Genomic DNA, 16856 nt, shown 5'->3' on the forward strand with positions numbered 1-16856 from the left:
CACCGCGTGTGACGTCGGGCGGGACGGCCGAGGTTCGGCATACTCGCGAGGAGTGCCCTGGTCAGGGGCGAGGTGAAGGTGAGGAAGACGTGAGCATTCAAGGCAGGCGAGGACGCATCGCGGTGGTCGCGCTGGTCGGCGCGATGGCGATGGCCGGGTGCAGCAGCACTGGCGGCAAGAAGGCGACGGAGCAGCAGAGCGGCAGCGGCGGGCACGCCAACACGCCACGCTTCACCGCGGCGCTGATCACGCACTCGGCGCCGGGCGACACCTTCTGGGACATGGTGCGGAAGGGCGCGCAGGCGGCCGCCGACAAGGACAACGTCGACCTGCAGTACTACTCCGACCCGGACGCGTCCAAGCAGGCCAGTCTCGTGCAGGCAGCGGTGGACAAGAAGGTCGGCGGCATCGCGGTGACGCTGGCCAAGCCGGATGCGTTGAAGAGCGCGATCAAGAACGCCGAGGCCGCCGGCATTCCGGTCGACGGGCTCAACTCCGGCACCGACCAGATGGGGCCGATGGGGCTGATCGGCTTCTTCGGGCAGGACGAGAAGGTTGCCGGCGAGGCGGCCGGCACCCGGCTGAAGGAGGCCGGCGCGAAGCACCCGATCTGCATCATCCACGAGCAGGGCAACATCGGGCTGAACGACCGCTGCAACGGCGTGAAGGAGAAGGTGCCGGGCACCCAGATCGTCTACGTCAACGGCGCCGACCTGCCGTCGGTCCGGTCGACGATCACCGCAAAACTGCAGCAGGACAAGCAGATCGACTGGATCATGGCGTTGCAGGGCGACGTCGCGCTGAACGCCGTCCAGGCCGTCAGCAGCACCGGATCCAAGGCGAAGGTGGGCACCTTCGACACCAACGCCGGCATCGTCAAGGCGATCACGGCGGGCAGCGTGCAGTTCGCGGTCGACCAGCAGCCGTGGCTGCAGGGCTACCTCGCGATCGACGCGCTCTGGCTCTACCGCACCAACGGCGACACGATCGGTGGCGGCAAGCCCACCCTGACCGGGCCGGCATTCGTCGACAAGTCCAACGTCGATGCCGTCGCCGCGTATGCCGAGAAGGGCACCCGCTGATGGCGAGCATTGCGACGGCCACCGACACCCGCACCGCGCCGCGCTCGCCGATCGCGACGCTGCTCGGCAAGCCGGAGATCGGGGCACTGCTCGGCGCCATCGCGATCTGCGTGCTGTTCCTGTCAGTCGCTCCGGCGTTCCGCGGGCTGGCCAACGTCGGCACGATCCTCTACCAGGCGTCGGCGATCGGGATCATGGCGGTGCCCGTGGCGCTGCTGATGATCGGCGGCGAGTTCGACCTCTCCGCGGGCGTCGCAGTGACGAGTTCGGCGCTCGCCGCCTCGATGCTGGCGTGGGAGTTCAACTTCAACATCTGGGTCGGCGTGTTCCTCGCGCTGGTGGTGTCGCTGCTCGTGGGTTTCGCGAACGGCTGGTTACTCCACCGCACGAAGCTGCCGAGCTTCCTGGTGACCCTGGGCACCTACTTCGTGCTGCAGGGCGCCAACCTCGCGGTGCCGCGGCTGATCGACGACAACGTGACATCCCCGAAGATCGATGACATGGCCGGATTCGGCTCGGCGCACGCCGTTTTCGCGTCCAGCCACACGTTCTTCAAGTCCGGCTCGTTCGAGGGCGTCACCATCAACATCTCGGTGCTCTTCTGGCTGCTGCTGACCGTCGTCGCGGGCATCGTGCTCGCGCGGTCGCGCACCGGCAACTGGATCTTCGCGGCCGGCGGCGATGCCGAGGCGGCGCGCGCGAGCGGCGTGCCGGTGGTCGCGACCAAGATCGGGCTGTTCCTCTTCGTCGGGTTCTGCGCCTGGCTGCTGGGGATGCACACGCTCTTCAACTTCGCGACGGTGCAGTCCAATCAGGGCGTCGGCAACGAGTTCATCTACATCATCGCGGCAGTGGTCGGCGGCTGCCTGCTCACCGGCGGCTTCGGCTCGGTCATCGGCGCCTCGATCGGCGCGCTGATCTACGGCATGACCAACCTCGGCATCACCTATGCCGGCTGGAACGTCGACTGGCTCAAGACGTTCCTCGGGATCATGCTGGTGCTCGCCACGCTGATCAATCTGTGGGTGCGACGACAGGCGGAGCGGCGATGAGCGCCGACCGAGCCGAGGACACGAACGGTCGGGGTCCCCGCGAAGTATCGGAGGAGCGCAGCGGGGGAGAACTTCGTGGGGTGGCTGAAGTGAGGCCCGGAGGCGAGGGAGAAGAGATGAGCGCCGAAAGGTCGGTCGGTCGAGTGCCGGAGGAGCGCAGCGGGGGAGGTGTATCGAGACCAGGTGTATCGAAAGCCGCTCCCGTCATACGCATGGACGGCGTGGGCAAGTCCTACGGCACCGTGCGCGCCCTGTCCGGCGTCGACCTGCAGGTGCGCGCCGGGGAGGTGACCTGCGTCCTCGGCGACAACGGCGCCGGCAAGTCGACGCTGATCAAGATCATGGCCGGGCTGCACGACTACACCGCCGGGACGATGGAGATCGACGGCACTGCGCGGCATTTCGGCAGCCCCCGGGACGCGGTGGACGCCGGCATCGCGACGGTCTACCAGGACCTCGCGCTGGCCCCCTTGATGTCGGTATGGCGCAACTTCTTCCTCGCGCACGAGCTCCGCAAGGGCCCGCTCCGGCTGCTGGACTCGGCCGCGATGCGCCGGATCACCCAGGACGAACTGGCGAGGATGGGCATCGACCTGCCGGACGTCGACCGCCCGGTGGGCTCCCTCAGCGGCGGTCAGCGGCAGTGCGTCGCCATCGCCCGCGCCATCTACTTCGGCGCCAAGGTGCTGATCCTGGACGAGCCGACCGCCGCGCTGGGCGTGAAGCAGTCGGGCGTCGTGCTGAAATACATCGCCAAGGCTGCAGATTCGGGCCTGGCGGTCGTGTTCATCACGCACAACCCGCACCACGCCTACCTCGTGGGCAACCACTTCGTCATCCTCAAGCTCGGGCAGATGGTGCTCGACCGGCCGCGGGACCAGATCACGGTCGAGGAGCTCGCCGCCCAGATGGCCGGCGGGGACGAGCTGGCCGAGCTGGAGCACGAGCTGCGCGACGCCTGACCCGCGACGCGGACTGCGATCCGCGGTCGCGGTCAGTCCACCGGTGACACCCGGATCAGGTTGCCGTCCGGGTCGGCGGCGACGAAGGTGCGCCCGAAGACCTCGTCATACGGCGGCTCGACCACGGTGACGCCCTTCGCCGCCCAGTTCCGGTGGACGGCGTCGATCGCCTCGGGTCCGCCGGGGATCATCAGCCCGACTTCGCAGGTCCGCGGCAGCTCGCGGCTGACCTGCTCGCTCCGGCCGGTCCAGACGGCGAACGTGTCATGTTTCCCGACCGAACCGGTGGGGGGAAGGCGTCCGGCATACGGCTCAGCCATGACCGACGCCAGGCTCGAGTCATGACATTCGGCACAGGTGCATCGGCCGATCGCTGTCTAGCGTGGAGACCAGTTGCGGAGGACTGACTCGACAAGGAGCGAACACGATGGCACCGATCCGGTTGCACCGGTCGCAGTTGTGGCTGCTGATTCCACTCGGCTGGATGCTCGTCTCCGCCGTCGGATCGTGGCTGGTCTGGCCGATGGTGATCCTCACGGTCGTCCTCGGCAGCGGTGGTCTGTCCCGGTGCGGTGGCCGCACCTCCCGACTCGAACGACGGCAGCAGCAATGGCGGTGGGACGAGGAGCACCTGGCTGAGCACCGCGCTCGCTGGGAGGGGTTCGATGCAGCCGAACCACATGTCCCGGCACCGCGGGTCGACCTGACCAAGCGGCTGCCGGCCGACACGCTGGTGGGTCTCAGCGGCGTGGCGCGGATGCCGGCCGACATCCGCGAGCGTGCCCAGCGGCTCGACCGGGAATGCGTCAGCATCCTCACCTACCTGCGTGAGCACGGCGCACCCACCGAGCAAGTCTTCGAGGTCGAGCAGATCCAGACCGACTTCGGGCCGCAGGCGCTGCGCTCCTATCTCGCGCTGGCACCGGGCACCGAGGACACCGATCCGGTGCTCGACGGCAAGACCGGACACCAGCTGATCGTCGAGCAACTCGACCTGCTGCTCGACCAGGTCGCGGCCCAGCTGCACCGGGCGTCCCGGCTCGGCAGCGACGAACTGCTGGCGAACCACCGCTTCCTCACCGAGAAGTTCGGCCATCGGGGCGACTCGGAGCTGACCATCTGACCGACGCCGGAGACCTGCGTATGGCGCTGCACCTCGGGGGTGCGGCGCCATACGTATGCCGTGGCCGCGCGGCGTCAGCGCAGGCGGACGGCGAGCTGCCCGTTGTCCAGGAGTTTGGTCTCCAGCAGGTCGTCGTGGCTCTCCACGAACGCCCGGAACGACGAGAACCCGAGCGATTTCTCCTTGAACGTCGAGTCCAGCCGCTGCATCTGACTCTTCAGGCTGGAGGAGTGTTGCCAGCCGTCCTCGCTCTTCTCGGCGCCGATCTGCAACGCCCGCCGCAACAGTGAAGTCGCCTGTGCTTCAGCGGTTTTCGGTGTCTTCCGAGCCGACGATGACTTGGTCTTCTTCGCCGCGGGCTTCGTGGCGGCCCTGGCCGGCGCTTCGTGGGTCGCGTCGGTGACGCCCGGGAGATCGCCATACGAGCTGAAGTCGTCGCACGCCGCGACCAGCGCGCGGCTCGTCGACCCGGCGACCCCGATGCCGACCACGAACCGGCCCATCCGCTTGCACCGTTGGGCGAGCGCGATGTAGTCGGAGTCCCCGCCGACGACGACCACGTGCGTGAGGTCGGCGTGCTGGAAGAGGTCGTCGACCGCGTCGATGGACAGCCGTATGTCGGCACCGTTCTTCGTCCCGGACGTCGCGAAGAGCTGAACGAGGTCGACCGCACGATCGGTCAACTGCCGCTTGTATGCCGCATTCGCCGGAACCGACCAGTCGGCATACGCGCGCGTCAGCGCAACTGTCCCGAACGACGACGCGTAGTCGATGATCGCGCCGAGGTCGACCTCGGCCTCGATGAGCCGCCGGGACACCTCGTTGTCCCCCTCGTCCGGCGCGTGGTGCCACGCGTCGTCCTTGCGCCAGCGGCCCGACCCGTGCAGGGCGTCGTAGCGGGAGATCACCATGTTGTCGAAGTCGATGTAGACCGCGACGCGGGCTCCGTCACTCATGAGCCGACCCTAATGCGCAGGTCGGAAGTATGGCGTCGCGTGACGCGCTGCCCGGTCCGGCGCAACCTGGAAACGAGGTGCTCGAAAACCCTCCGGAGAGGGTTGCACAGGTCTTCAATGTGATGTGGCACACACCTCGCCACACTCTAGGAGCTCCCATGTCCCGTGCTTCGCTCTCCCTCAAAGTCGGTGTCACCTCCGCCGCGCTCGCACTCGGTTTCGTCCCGGCGCTCGCCGCACACGCTGCGGGCATCAACTATGTCGCCCTCGGTGACTCCTATTCCTCCGGCGTCGGAGCCGGCAGCTACATCAGCAGCAGCGGCAGCTGTGACCGCAGCACCAAGGCCTATCCCGCGCTCTGGGCTGCGGCGAATCACCCCACGTCATACACCTCGGTCGCCTGCTCGGGCGCGAAAACCACTGACGTGATTGCAAATCAGCTGCCTGCGCTGTCCAGCAGCACGACACTGGTGAGCATCACCGTGGGCGGCAACGACGAGAATTTCAGCACGATCATGGAGGACTGCGTCATCTACGGCACGTCCACCTGCGTGAGCGAGGTCGACGCCGCCGAGGCGGACGCCCGCGCGAACCTGCCCGGCAAGCTTGCGAACGTCTACAGCGGCATCAGGGCCAAGGCGCCGAACGCGCACGTCGTCGTCCTGGGCTATCCGGACTTCTACGACCTCACCAAGAACTGCATCGGCATCAGCCAGACGTCCCGCACCGCGATCGACGGCGGCATCAACCTGCTCGACTCGATCACTCAGACGGCAGCCCAGTCGGCCGGCTTCACGTATGCCGACGTGCGTCCCGCCTTCACCGGCCACGAGATCTGTGACAGCAGCAGCTGGCTGCACTCGGTTGACTGGTGGGACATCAGCGAGTCCTACCACCCGACCGCGACCGGCCAGGCGAGCGGCTACCTGCCGACGTTCGCGGCCAAGGCCTGATTCGCCGAGAGGCTCAGAAACGCACTGAGAGGCTCAGTAATCCGGGCGAAATCCGCTCCGATTACTGAGCCTCTCGGCGTTTGGTGAGCCTCTCGGCGGGAGGGTCAGCGCGGTTCGTCGCCCTTGATGAACGCCTCGAGCTTGGCGCGGCCCTCGGTGTCCTCACGCTGCTCCGGCGGGGACTTCATCAGGTAGGCGGCCGGCGACAGCAGGGGGCCGCCGATGCCGCGGTCCTTGCCGATCTTGGCGGCGCGGATGGCGTCGATGATGATGCCGGCCGAGTTGGGCGAGTCCCAGACCTCGAGCTTGTACTCCAGGTTCAGCGGCACGTCACCGAACGCGCGACCCTCGAGGCGGACGTAGGCCCACTTGCGGTCGTCCAGCCAGGCGACGTAGTCGGACGGGCCGATGTGCACATTGCGGTCGTCGACCTTGCCGCCGAGCGGGCCGGTCAGGTTGGAGGTGACGGCCTGGGTCTTGGAGACCTTCTTGGACTCCAGGCGCTCGCGCTCGAGCATGTTCTTGAAGTCCATGTTGCCGCCGACGTTCAGCTGGTAGGTGCGGTCCAGCGTGACGCCGCGGTCCTCGAACAGCTTCGACATGACGCGGTGGGTGATGGTGGCACCCACCTGGCTCTTGATGTCGTCGCCGATGATCGGCACACCGGCGGCCTCGAACTTCGCCGCCCACTCGGGGTCGGAGGCGATGAAGACCGGCAGCGCGTTGACGAAGGCGACGCCGGCGTCGATGGCGCACTGCGCGTAGAACTTGTCCGCCTGCTCGGAGCCGACCGGCAGGTAGGAGACGAGCACGTCGACCTTGGCGTCCTTGAGCGCCTGGACGACGTCGACCGGCTCGCTGTCGGACTCGGTGATCGTCTGGGCGTAGTACTTGCCGATGCCGTCCAGCGTGGTGCCGCGCTGCACGGTCACACCGGTCGGCGGCACGTCCGCGATCTTGATGGTGCAGTTCTCCGAGGCGTTGATCGCCTCGGCGAGGTCGAAGCCGACCTTCTTCGCGTCGACGTCGAACGCCGCCACGAACTCCACGTCGCTGACGTGGTAGTCACCGAACTTCACGTGCATCAGGCCGGGCACGGTCTCGTCGGGCGACGCGTCCTTGTAGTACTCAACACCCTGCACGAGGGAGCTCGCGCAGTTGCCGACGCCGACGATGGCGACGCGAATGGAACCCATTTCTTACTCCTTGTCGGATTTTTCGCGGGGTCCGGAAGGCTGCTCCGGGAGATCCCCATCGACCGGCTGCTCGGCTGGCGCCGTGCTGCCGGGGTTGGTGGTGCGGTATGCCGAGCGTTCGGTCTCGATCAACTCGCTCAACCACCGAACCTCACGCTCGGTGGACTCGAGGCCGTGGCGGTGCAGCTCGGCCGTGTATTTGTCGGTGCGCTCACGGCGCTCGCGGGACTGCTCCCGCGAGGCGTCGAGGCGCTCCTCCAGCCGACTGCGGCGACCCTCCAGGATGCGCAGCCGCACATCACTGGAGGCCCGGCCGAAGAAGGCGAAGTGGACGTCGAAGTTCTCGTCCTCCCACGACGCCGGGCCGGTCTGGGACATGAGCGTCTGGAACTGCTCCTTGCCCTCCGCGGTCAGCTCGTAGGTGATCCTGCTGCGCTTGCCGGTCAGGGCCGCGGTCATCCGGTCGTCCTGGTCGGACGCGGTGCGCTCGGTGATCCAGCCGCGCTCGACGAGTCCGCGCAAGGCGGGGTAGAGCGAGCCGAACGAGACCGCGCGGAAGGCGCCGAGCACGCCGGACAGCTGCTTGCGCAGCTCGTAGCCGTGCAACGGCTGATCGTGCAGCAGGCCGAGAATCGCCAGCTCGAGTATGGCGCCGCGACGTGACATGCGAAGCCCTCCTCGAGGTGTCGGTGTCCCGGTGGATGTGCGACCACCATACAGCACTCGATGTATCGGTTCGATACATCCGACATACATAGCGTGGTGCCACACGAAGGATTCCCGCTTCCAAGCCGCGGCGGTTACTCTGCACCGGTGACGGATGAGCCTGATGTGCCCTCGCCGGGCCGGAACACGCCGCGTGGCGCGCCGCGGCCGCAGCGACCGAAGAAGCAGCACGGCCTCTTCTTCAAGGTCTTCTGGCGAACCGTCCTCGGCTTCCTCGTCCTGGGGGTGCTCTGCTTCGTCGCGCTGGTGATCATCTACCTGCGCACGCCGATCCCGCAGCCGCAGGCCGACGCCGGCAACCAGGTGTCGATCATCTACTACAGCGACGGGCACACCAAGCTCGGCTCGTTCGGCGCGATCAACCGGCAGGACGTCAAGCTGGACCAGATCCCCAAGACGGTGCAGCGGGAGTTCCTGGCGGCCGAGGACCGCAAGTTCTACAGCGAGCCGGGCGTCTCGGTCACCGGCACGCTGCGCGCGGCGTGGAGCACGCTGTCCGGCGGGCAGGAACAAGGCGGCTCGACCATCACCCAGCAGTACGTCAAGAACTACTTCCTGACGCAGGACCGCTCGGTGAAGCGCAAGGTCAAAGAGATCATGATCGCGCTGAAGATCGACCAGAAGTACTCCAAGGACCAGATCCTGCAGGACTACCTCAACAACATCTACTTCGGCCGCGGCGCCTACGGCATCGAGGCCGCCTCGCAGGCCTACTTCGGCGTGGACGTCGAGAAACTCGACCCGAGCCAGGGTGCGTTCCTGGCGTCGGTGATCAACGCACCCGGTCTCTACGACCCGCAGTACGGCGCGGCGGCAGCGGCCCGCGCGAACGCCCGCATGGCCTACGTCCTGGACGGCATGGTCAAGGAGGGCTGGATGACCCAGGCCGAGCGCAACAAGCAGCAGATGCCGGTCTTCAAGAAGTACAACCCCAACTCAGCCGTCGTCTCCGGCCCGAACGGCTACATCGTCGCCGCGGTGCGTCACGAGCTGCAGAGCAAGCTGAAGCTGACGCCGGAGGACATCGACCGCGGCGGCCTGCGGATCACCACCACCATCGACAAGAAGTCGCAGCAGGCCGCGGTCAAGGCCGTCGCGCAGAACGTGCCGAGTCAGACCGCCCGGCTGGACGCGCTGCACACCGGCCTCATCGCCGAGCAGCCGGACGGCGCCATCGTGGCGATGTATGGCGGGCAGGATGCCGCCAAGGACATCAGCGCGGCGAACGACGCACAACTGCAAGGTGGTTCGAGCTTCAAGGCGTTCGCGCTGGCGGCCGCGTTGCAGGACGGCATGACGATGCAGACGCAGTTCAGCGGCGCGTCGCCACTGCGGCTGAGCATCAAGGACCGGAACGGCAAGCCGGTCACCGTCACCAACGACAACGGCGAGCAGTTCGGCATGCTCACCCTGAAGCGCGCCTTCGCGGTCTCGTCCAACACGGCGTTCGTCCGGCTCAACGAGGCGCTCGGCACCGGCAAGACGCTGGCCGCTGCGCAGCAGCTCGGCATACCGGCGAAGTCACCCGGCATGAACGACCCGGTGCCGACCGACGTGCTCGGCAGCGCCGCCGTCCGGGTGATCGACATGGCCAACGCCTACAACACGATCAGCGCGAAGGGGAAGAAGGCCGACCCCTACTTCATCCACAAGGTGAGCAGCGTGGTCGGCGACTACGGCTACGACGCGCACCCGGCGACCACGCAGGCGATCTCGAAGGACATCGCGGCCAACCTGGTCAACGGCATGACGGGGCCGCTGCGCGACCCCGAGGGCACGGCGTACCACACGGCCGGGCAGTTCAACCGTCCCGCGGCCGGCAAGACCGGCACGTCGAGCCACTACGTCTCCGCGTGGTTCACCGGTTTCACGCCCGACCAGCTGACCGTTTCGGTCGGCATGTATGCCGGCACCGGCAAGAAGGCCGGCACCGTCGGCCTGGACAAGGCCACACACAACGCGTCGTTCTACGGCGGCGACACCCCGGCGACCATCTGGCTGGACTTCATGCGGGCCGCGCTCCAGGGCAAGCCGGTCGCCAAGCTGCCGGCGACCAAGCAGGTGACGTCGAGCACGACCTACACGCCGAGTTCGCAGCCGACCAGCACCTCGAGCGCCCCGCCGACCACGCCGTCCAGCACGCCGTCCAGCACACCGTCCGGCACGTCCTCGACGACGTCGACGACGTCCTCGACCTCTCCGACGCCCACGACCACCACCAGCAGCACGACGACCACGACGACCTCGCAGCCGCCGAGCCCGACGTCGTCGCCGACGACCACCCGGTCGAGCCTCCCGATCACCCCGCCCCCGATCAACCCGGGCGGGCAGCCGTCGTCCCGGGAGCCGCAGCCGACCCCGTGACAGCCGGCGCCCGGCACGGGATCGCGGGTTAGGCTCGCGATCGTGTCTTCGCCCACTCGCCTGACCGCGCCCAGCCGCGGCGAGGAGCCGGCGGCGCTCGCGACCGGCATCATCGGCGGCCCGGTCGGCCGCTTCGCCGCCGTCGGCCGCCGCGGCTGGATGTTCGTCGCGGCGATGCTCTCCGCGCTCGCGTCGGTGCTCGTCGCGCTCGGCGTACTGCAGAAGGGCCACTGCGTCGAGGACGGCTGGGGATCGCCCGGAGCGCTGTGGCGGGCGTGTTATTCCGATCTGCCGGTCGCCTCCGGCGGCTCGCACGGCGGCACTCCGTGGGCGATCGGCGGTCCCGGGCACACCCAGCCGGTGCTGACCGCGATCCTGACCTGGATCGTCAAGCAGCTCACGCCGACCGGTAGCGGCCTCGCAGCCCAGCAGATCTACTTCGCGATCGGGGCGGCGGTCATCGTGCTGCTGGTCGCTCTCGCCACGGTCGCGACGGCGTCGATGATGCCCACGACCCCGTGGCTCGCGGCGCACGTCGCGCTCAGCCCGGTGCTCATCACGGCTGCGCTGGTGTCCTTCGACGTGCTCGGTGTGGCGCTCGCGGCGGTCGGTATGGCGCTGTGGGCGCGCAAGCAACCGCTCGCCGCGGGCATCCTCCTCGGCGCAGCGGTGATGGCGCGCACCTATCCGCTGGTCGTCCTCGGGGCGATCGTGCTGATCGCGCTGCGGGACGGCGCACGGGACGCGCTGGGTCGATTGCTCGGCGGTGCCGCGGCGGCGATCGCGGTCTGCATCGCCCTCGCCTACCTGTGGGGCGGTGACTCGCTCGATCCCTATCGCGCGTGGTGGCAGCAGGATCCGGGCTACGGCTCGCTGTCCTACCTGCTCACCGTGGCGCACCACGCGCTGCCGGCCACGTCGGCGTCGATCATCGCGGTGCTCGGCTGGGCGATCGCGTTCCTGCTCGGGCTCTACCTCACCGGCCGGCCCGCCGAACGCACCCAGCTCGCGCCGCTCGCCCTGACGATGCTGGTGATCGTGCTGCTCACCGGCAAGTCGATGCCGGTGCAGACCTGCCTGTGGGTGCTGCCGCTGATGGCGCTGTCCGCGCTGCGCTGGCGCGAGCACCTGATGTGGGCGGGCGCCGAGATCGTCTACTTCGTGATGGCCTGGATGTACATCGCCAGTCCGACCAACCCGGCCAAAGGTATGCCGGGCGCGGCATACAGCTTCTTCGTGCTGATCCGCGCGATTGCGTATGTCGGCATCGCGTGGGCCTCGTGGGAGTCGGCGCAGGACCTGCCGCGCGACCCGGCCGAACCGTACAGCGCGCCGGTGGCGGACGGCTGGGCGCGGGTCGACGCCGCCGCTGCCACGGATCGACCGGCATCCGCGGCCGATTAACGCCGGCGACCCGCCAGCGGATAAACTCGCGCCTGGCCCATTGCCATCGACCCTGTCGGTCGAGGGCGGCATACTCCCGGGAAACACCGGAAGCGGTGACGACCCGGGGATGCGGGGCCACGCTGCAACCCTCCTGTCACGGAGAGACCGTGACCGCTTGAGACCGAAGGAGGTGGGTTAACGCATGCGTCAGTACGAATTGATGATCATCATCGACCCCGAGCTCGACGAGCGCACCGTCCAGCCCACGCTGGACAAGTTGCTCAAGGTCGTGACCGCCGAAGGCGGCAAGATCGACAGCACCGACATCTGGGGCCGTCGTCGTCTTGCCTACGACATCAAGAAGAAGTCCGAGGGCATCTACGCCGTTGTGACGATGACCGCCGAGTCGGCTACCGCCAAGGAGCTCGACCGTCAGCTGTCGCTCAACGAGCAGATCATGCGCACCAAGCTGCTGCGCGTGGACGCCTGAGACTCGCAACGACACCCGAGGGAGCTCACGCATGGCCGCAGGCGACACGCAGATCACAGTCATCGGCAACCTGACCCAGGACCCGGAGCTGCGGTTCACCCCGTCAGGGGCGGCCGTGGCCAACTTCACCGTTGCGTCCACGCCGCGTTACATGGACCGGCAGACCAATGAGTGGAAGGACGGCGAAACGCTGTTCATGCGCTGCTCGGTCTGGCGGGAGGCGGCGGAGAACGTCGCCGAGTCGCTGGTCCGTGGATCGCGCGTGATCGTGTCGGGCCGGCTGAAGTCCCGCTCGTGGGACGACAAGGAAACCGGTCAGAAGCGCACCACCATGGAGCTGGAGGTCGACGAGGTCGGCCCGTCCCTGCGCTATGCCACCGCGAAGGTCAACAAGACCCAGCGGGGCGGCGGCCAGGGCGGTTTCGGCGGCGGTGGCCAGCAGGGCGGTTTCGGTGGTCAGCAGGGCGGTGGCTTCGGTGGCGGACAGCAGTCCGACCCGTGGGCGACCGGCGGTCAGGGCGGCCAGCAGGGCGGGGGCCAGCAGGCTCCGCAGTCCGGCGGCGGCCAGGGCGGCTGGAGCACCGGCCCGTCATACGACGAGCCCCCTTTCTAAAACGACGAGCCCCCTTTCTAAAACACAGTTCAACCCCATCCCGAGTGAAGGCTCGGGCTCTCGGAAACGAAGGAGAGCACCACGATGGCTAAGCCCGTCATTCGCAAGCCCAAGAAGAAGGCCAACCCGCTGAAGCTGGCCAAGGTCGAGCAGATCGACTACAAGGACGTCGCGCTGCTGCGCAAGTTCATCAGCGACCGTGGCAAGATCCGCGCCCGTCGGGTCACCGGCGTCTCCGTCCAGGAGCAGCGGCTCATCGCCACGGCGGTCAAGAACGCCCGCGAGATGGCCCTGCTGCCCTACTCCTCGTCGGCACGCTGAGACCGCCGAATCGCTGAAGGAAGACAGATATGAAGATCATTCTGACCCACGAGGTCGCCGGTCTCGGCGCTCCGGGTGACGTCGTCGACGTGAAGGACGGCTACGCCCGCAACTACCTGCTGCCGCGCAAACTGGCCACGCCGTGGACCAAGGGCGGCCAGAAGCAGGTCGACGCGATCACCAAGGCACGGGCCACCCGTGCGGTGAAGTCGCTGGAGCAGGCGCAGTCGCTCAAGGGCAACCTCGAGTCGTCGGTCGTGACCCTGGCGGCGCGTGCCGGCCAGTCTGGCCGCCTCTTCGGTGCCGTCACCACCGCCGAGATCGCCGACGCGGTCAAGGCTGCCGGTGCCGGCGAGATCGACCGTCGCACCGTCCAGGTCGCGCAGCCGATCCGTTCCGTCGGCAGCCACGAGGTGCGCGTCAAGCTGCACCCCGAGGTCGAGGCCACGGTGAAGCTGGCGGTCGTCGCCGCGAAGTGACGTCCCGAGCCGAGAGCCGGTCACCCCTGTCGGGGTGGCCGGCTCTTCGGCATGGTTTCCGGTTGGCTCACGTTCGCGGCTATGCCCATCGCGCGGTATGGCGCGCGCTCGGCATAGCCGAGACGTTCTTGGTGCGCGTCAGACGCCGGTCACCAGCCACCGGTCCGACCGGGCGCGTAGCCCGAGCGCGACGAGCCGCAGCACCATGAAGCCGGTGAACGCCCACCACAGCATCATCAGCGCGTGTGCCGGGCCGGCTGCGCGCAGTGCGGTGGCGTGCACGTGCACCAGCCAGATCAACGGCAGGTATGCCGCCAGCACCACGACCTGGAGCCAGGCCAGCGCCGTGCCGTCCCCGGCACCGATGAGCACGCCGTCCAGCACGAAGACGACGCCTGCGATCGGCTGGCCGACCGCGACGATGAGCAGGGCGACGCCGAGCGTGTGCCGCACGTCGCCGTCGGCGGTGAAGACGATCGGCAGCACCGTGTGGGTGGCCGCGACAAGTACGCCCAGCACGATGCCCATCCACCACCCCCACCAGAGCATCAGCCGGGTCGCGGCCCGGGTGCCGTCGACGTCCCGGGCGCCGAGGGTGTGGCCGGTGATCGCTTGCGCCGCGATCGCGAGCGCGTCGAGGGCGAACGCGAGGAAGCCGAAGACCGTCATCGCGACCTGGTGCGCGGCCAGCGGGACGTCGCCGAGCTCGGTCGCGACCCAGGTGCTGGCCAGTATGGCGCCGCGCAGCGCCAGGGTCCGCACCAGCAGCGGCACACCGAAGCGCGCCGCGGCCAGCACACGCCCCGGATGCGGCCGCAGGCTGGTGCCCAGCCGGTGGGCGCGTCGCAGCACCACGAGCAGCAGTCCGGCGGCGAGCCCGGTCTGGGCGAGGACGGTGCCGAGTGCGGAGCCGGCGATGCCCATGCCCACGCCATACACCAGCAGGACGTTGAACAGCAGGTTGACGCCGAACCCCGTGGTCGCCCCGATCAGCGGTGTCCGGGTGTCCTGGAAGCCGCGCAGCACGCCGGTGGCGGCGAGCACCGCGAGCATCCCCGGGATGCCGAACGCGCTGGTCCGCAGGTAGATCGTCGCCTCGTCGGCGACCGCCGGAGATGCACCGAAGAGGTTGCAGATCGGTCCGGCGAAGACCGCGACCACGACCGTCGTCGCCGCCCCCAGCACCACCGACAACCAGATGCCGTCCACGCCCGCACCGACGGCCGCCGACTCCTGCCCGGCACCGAGCCGCCGCGCGACGAGGGCGGTGGTGCCGTAGGCGAGGAAGACGTAGATGTTGGCGGCGGTGAGCAGCGCGGCGCTGGCGACACCGAGGCCGGCGAGCTGGTCGGTGCCCAGGTGCCCGACGATCGCGGAGTCCCCGAGCAGGAAGAGGGGCTCGGCGACGAGGGCGAGGAAGGCCGGGACGGCGAGGGCGAGGATCTGCCGGTGGATCGACGTGCTGGCTGCCGCGTCGGGCGCCGCGGGAGTGACGGGCACCCGAGCAGCCTATGGTGCGGGACCGACGTCGCAGGCGCGCGGTCTCCCGGTGTCGTCGCCCGCCAGCGTCTCGGCATACGAACTGTGGATATCTCATATCGCAGACAACGCGAAAAGTGCTTCCGAGCGGTCGCGAGCGTTGGCCGCGAAAGCCGTCAGCTCCCAGCATTCCGCGGAAAATCACGGAATGATCACGGCCGCCGCATGCCGCCGAACGCCGCGGCTGCATCCGACGCCATGAACGGTTGTCCACAGATATCCGGGAACGACTTTGGTATGCCGCGCGGGTGCGTCATAGTCGTTGACCGTGCCACCGGCGATTCGGGGAGTCGGCTGCACAGCGTGGGTGGGGTGAACGATCCCGGGGCGACGACGCCCGCACCCGTTGCTTGTCAATGCAGTCCATCTGAAGGGTCCCTGATTCATGCGTTCGTACTCCCCGCGCCACCTGCAGCGTGAGTCGAAAGTTCTCAGCAAGATCGGGCGGCGCGGTGCGGCGATCGCCGCCGCCGGTGCCGTCGTCGTCCCCCTCGCGGGCATGGAGAGCGCCTCAGCTGCGCCCGCCACTGGTTTGGCACAGACCGCCTCGCAGACCGCGGCCGTGAGCCACGTGTCGGCCGTCAGCTACCTCGCCGCCTCGGTGCGGATCGGCCCCACGGTGCGCTACGGATCCCGCGGTTACGCGGTGAAGGTCGTGCAGCGCAAGCTCGGCGGTCTGACCGTCGACGGTGTCTTCGGTGCGCGCACCCGAGCGAAGGTGCGCGCGTTCCAGCGCCGCCACCACCTGGCTGCGGACGGCATCGTCGGACCGCACACCTGGGCGGCGCTCGGCGGTTACCCGGGGTCGACCCCGGCTCCGGCGCCGACATCGCACTCGTCGGTCGTCAGCATCGCGATGAGCCTGCGCGGGACGCCCTACCGGTATGGCGGTGCCTCGCCCGCCGGCTTCGACTGCTCGGGCTTCACGTCATACGTCTTCCGGCGCGCCGGCGTCAGCATCCCGCGCACCGCGTCGGGCCAAGCGGCCCGTGCCACGCGCGTCTCCTCGCCGCGTCCGGGCGATCTGGTGTTCTGGGGCTACCCGGCCTACCACGTGGCGATCTACATCGGCGGGGGCAAGATCATCGCCGCCCGGCGCCCGGGCACCGTCGTCGGTGTGCAGAACCTCTGGGGGAGCCACTACTTCGGCCGCATCTGAGGCGGCCGCTTCGAGCCTTCCGTCCTGACCGCGATCCGCACGGGTATGTGCCGAGGACAACTTCATCGTCGGTCACGATGTGCGGCGGCGATCGAGGCCGCCTGCGGCACGATGCCGCTGCGCCGGGGCACCGATACCTTTGCCCACCGGAGGTTGCGGCTCTGGTGGTATGACGGGCGCCATGACATGAGGCGGCCGGACTCCCGTTGATCGGGGTCCGGCCGCCTTTCGCGTCCCGCTGCGATGGCACTGGCTGCCGCCATACCACCTCGTCTGTCTCACATTGTGAGATGTGTGTAGAAAGATTTCACTTCGGCGTGTCGTTCGAACAATTTCGCGGTCGAGGCTGCTAAAGGGCCGGTTTTTCGTCATAGATCGTTGAAATTGCAATGCACCGCCACTTTGACGCCTCGAGAACCCACCAAATCCCATCAGTCACAGCAGCAACACCTGTC

17 protein-coding genes are annotated in these 16856 nt (G+C 68.3%); 12 read left to right on the forward strand and 5 right to left on the reverse strand.

The window, feature by feature from the left end; all coding sequences use genetic code 11:
- The first annotated feature begins 89 nt into the window (after positions 1 to 89).
- From ACN8HC_RS03135 to ACN8HC_RS03145, 3 genes are all read left to right on the forward strand, one after another.
- Positions 90 to 1082: a substrate-binding domain-containing protein gene (locus ACN8HC_RS03135; RefSeq protein WP_490073404.1), complete on the forward strand. Its 993-nt coding sequence runs from the start codon at positions 90 to 92 to the stop codon at positions 1080 to 1082.
- Complete coding sequence (locus ACN8HC_RS03140) at positions 1082 to 2134, forward strand: ABC transporter permease (protein WP_490073405.1); 1053 nt, start codon at positions 1082 to 1084, stop codon at positions 2132 to 2134. The genes ACN8HC_RS03135 and ACN8HC_RS03140 overlap by 1 nt, the downstream gene beginning before the upstream one ends.
- Positions 2135 to 2346: 212 nt before the next feature.
- The gene (locus ACN8HC_RS03145; RefSeq protein WP_490073687.1) at positions 2347 to 3096 is read left to right on the forward strand and encodes an ATP-binding cassette domain-containing protein; all 750 of its coding nucleotides are present in this window, start codon (positions 2347 to 2349) and stop codon (positions 3094 to 3096) included.
- 32 nt (positions 3097 to 3128) lie between these two features.
- On the opposite strand, the gene ACN8HC_RS03150 is transcribed toward ACN8HC_RS03145, so the two are convergent.
- Complete coding sequence (locus tag ACN8HC_RS03150; protein WP_490073406.1) at positions 3129 to 3416, reverse strand: VOC family protein; 288 nt, start codon at positions 3414 to 3416, stop codon at positions 3129 to 3131.
- Between the two features lie 107 nt (positions 3417 to 3523).
- On the opposite strand from ACN8HC_RS03150, the gene ACN8HC_RS03155 reads away from it, so the two are divergent.
- Positions 3524 to 4219: a hypothetical protein gene (locus ACN8HC_RS03155; protein WP_490073407.1), complete on the forward strand. Its 696-nt coding sequence runs from the start codon at positions 3524 to 3526 to the stop codon at positions 4217 to 4219.
- 74 nt (positions 4220 to 4293) lie between these two features.
- Here the strand turns inward: ACN8HC_RS03155 and ACN8HC_RS03160 are convergent, their stop codons facing one another.
- Complete coding sequence (locus ACN8HC_RS03160; RefSeq protein ID WP_490073408.1) at positions 4294 to 5175, reverse strand: NYN domain-containing protein; 882 nt, start codon at positions 5173 to 5175, stop codon at positions 4294 to 4296.
- Positions 5176 to 5333: 158 nt separating this feature from the next.
- Between ACN8HC_RS03160 and ACN8HC_RS03165 the strand changes: the two genes are divergently transcribed.
- Entirely contained in the window at positions 5334 to 6128 is a 795-nt protein-coding gene (locus tag ACN8HC_RS03165; protein WP_490073409.1) for an SGNH/GDSL hydrolase family protein, read from the forward strand.
- A 104-nt stretch (positions 6129 to 6232) separates the two neighbouring features.
- On the opposite strand, the gene ACN8HC_RS03170 is transcribed toward ACN8HC_RS03165, so the two are convergent.
- The gene (locus ACN8HC_RS03170) at positions 6233 to 7324 is read right to left on the reverse strand and encodes an inositol-3-phosphate synthase (protein ID WP_490073410.1); all 1092 of its coding nucleotides are present in this window, start codon (positions 7322 to 7324) and stop codon (positions 6233 to 6235) included.
- A gap of 3 nt (positions 7325 to 7327) precedes the next feature.
- Entirely contained in the window at positions 7328 to 7990 is a 663-nt protein-coding gene (locus ACN8HC_RS03175) for a PadR family transcriptional regulator (protein WP_490073411.1), read from the reverse strand.
- A gap of 147 nt (positions 7991 to 8137) precedes the next feature.
- On the opposite strand from ACN8HC_RS03175, the gene ACN8HC_RS03180 reads away from it, so the two are divergent.
- The 6 genes from ACN8HC_RS03180 to rplI all read left to right on the forward strand — a co-directional run bounded on the left by ACN8HC_RS03180 (position 8138) and on the right by rplI (position 13703).
- Positions 8138 to 10414: a transglycosylase domain-containing protein gene (locus ACN8HC_RS03180; RefSeq protein WP_490073412.1), complete on the forward strand. Its 2277-nt coding sequence runs from the start codon at positions 8138 to 8140 to the stop codon at positions 10412 to 10414.
- A gap of 42 nt (positions 10415 to 10456) precedes the next feature.
- A complete protein-coding gene (locus ACN8HC_RS03185) occupies positions 10457 to 11818 on the forward strand; it encodes a glycosyltransferase 87 family protein (protein ID WP_490073413.1) in 1362 nt (453 codons plus the stop codon).
- Positions 11819 to 12002: 184 nt separating this feature from the next.
- The gene (gene rpsF, locus ACN8HC_RS03190) at positions 12003 to 12290 is read left to right on the forward strand and encodes a 30S ribosomal protein S6 (RefSeq protein ID WP_490073414.1); all 288 of its coding nucleotides are present in this window, start codon (positions 12003 to 12005) and stop codon (positions 12288 to 12290) included.
- 31 nt (positions 12291 to 12321) lie between these two features.
- A complete protein-coding gene (locus tag ACN8HC_RS03195) occupies positions 12322 to 12903 on the forward strand; it encodes a single-stranded DNA-binding protein (RefSeq protein WP_490073415.1) in 582 nt (193 codons plus the stop codon).
- An 84-nt stretch (positions 12904 to 12987) separates the two neighbouring features.
- Positions 12988 to 13224, forward strand: a complete 237-nt coding sequence (gene rpsR, locus ACN8HC_RS03200; protein ID WP_490073416.1) for a 30S ribosomal protein S18 — start codon at positions 12988 to 12990, stop codon at positions 13222 to 13224.
- Positions 13225 to 13253: 29 nt separating this feature from the next.
- Positions 13254 to 13703: a 50S ribosomal protein L9 gene (gene rplI / locus ACN8HC_RS03205; RefSeq protein WP_490073417.1), complete on the forward strand. Its 450-nt coding sequence runs from the start codon at positions 13254 to 13256 to the stop codon at positions 13701 to 13703.
- A gap of 138 nt (positions 13704 to 13841) precedes the next feature.
- Here the strand turns inward: rplI and ACN8HC_RS03210 are convergent, their stop codons facing one another.
- Positions 13842 to 15203 carry an MATE family efflux transporter gene (locus ACN8HC_RS03210; RefSeq protein WP_490073418.1) on the reverse strand — a complete coding sequence of 454 codons (1362 nt, stop codon included), beginning with the start codon at positions 15201 to 15203 and terminating at the stop codon, positions 13842 to 13844.
- Between the two features lie 424 nt (positions 15204 to 15627).
- On the opposite strand from ACN8HC_RS03210, the gene ACN8HC_RS03215 reads away from it, so the two are divergent.
- The gene (locus ACN8HC_RS03215) at positions 15628 to 16401 is read left to right on the forward strand and encodes a C40 family peptidase (RefSeq protein WP_490073419.1); all 774 of its coding nucleotides are present in this window, start codon (positions 15628 to 15630) and stop codon (positions 16399 to 16401) included.
- Positions 16402 to 16856: the final 455 nt, after the last annotated feature.

It is taken from the genome of Flexivirga sp. YIM B11880 (assembly GCF_058148645.1).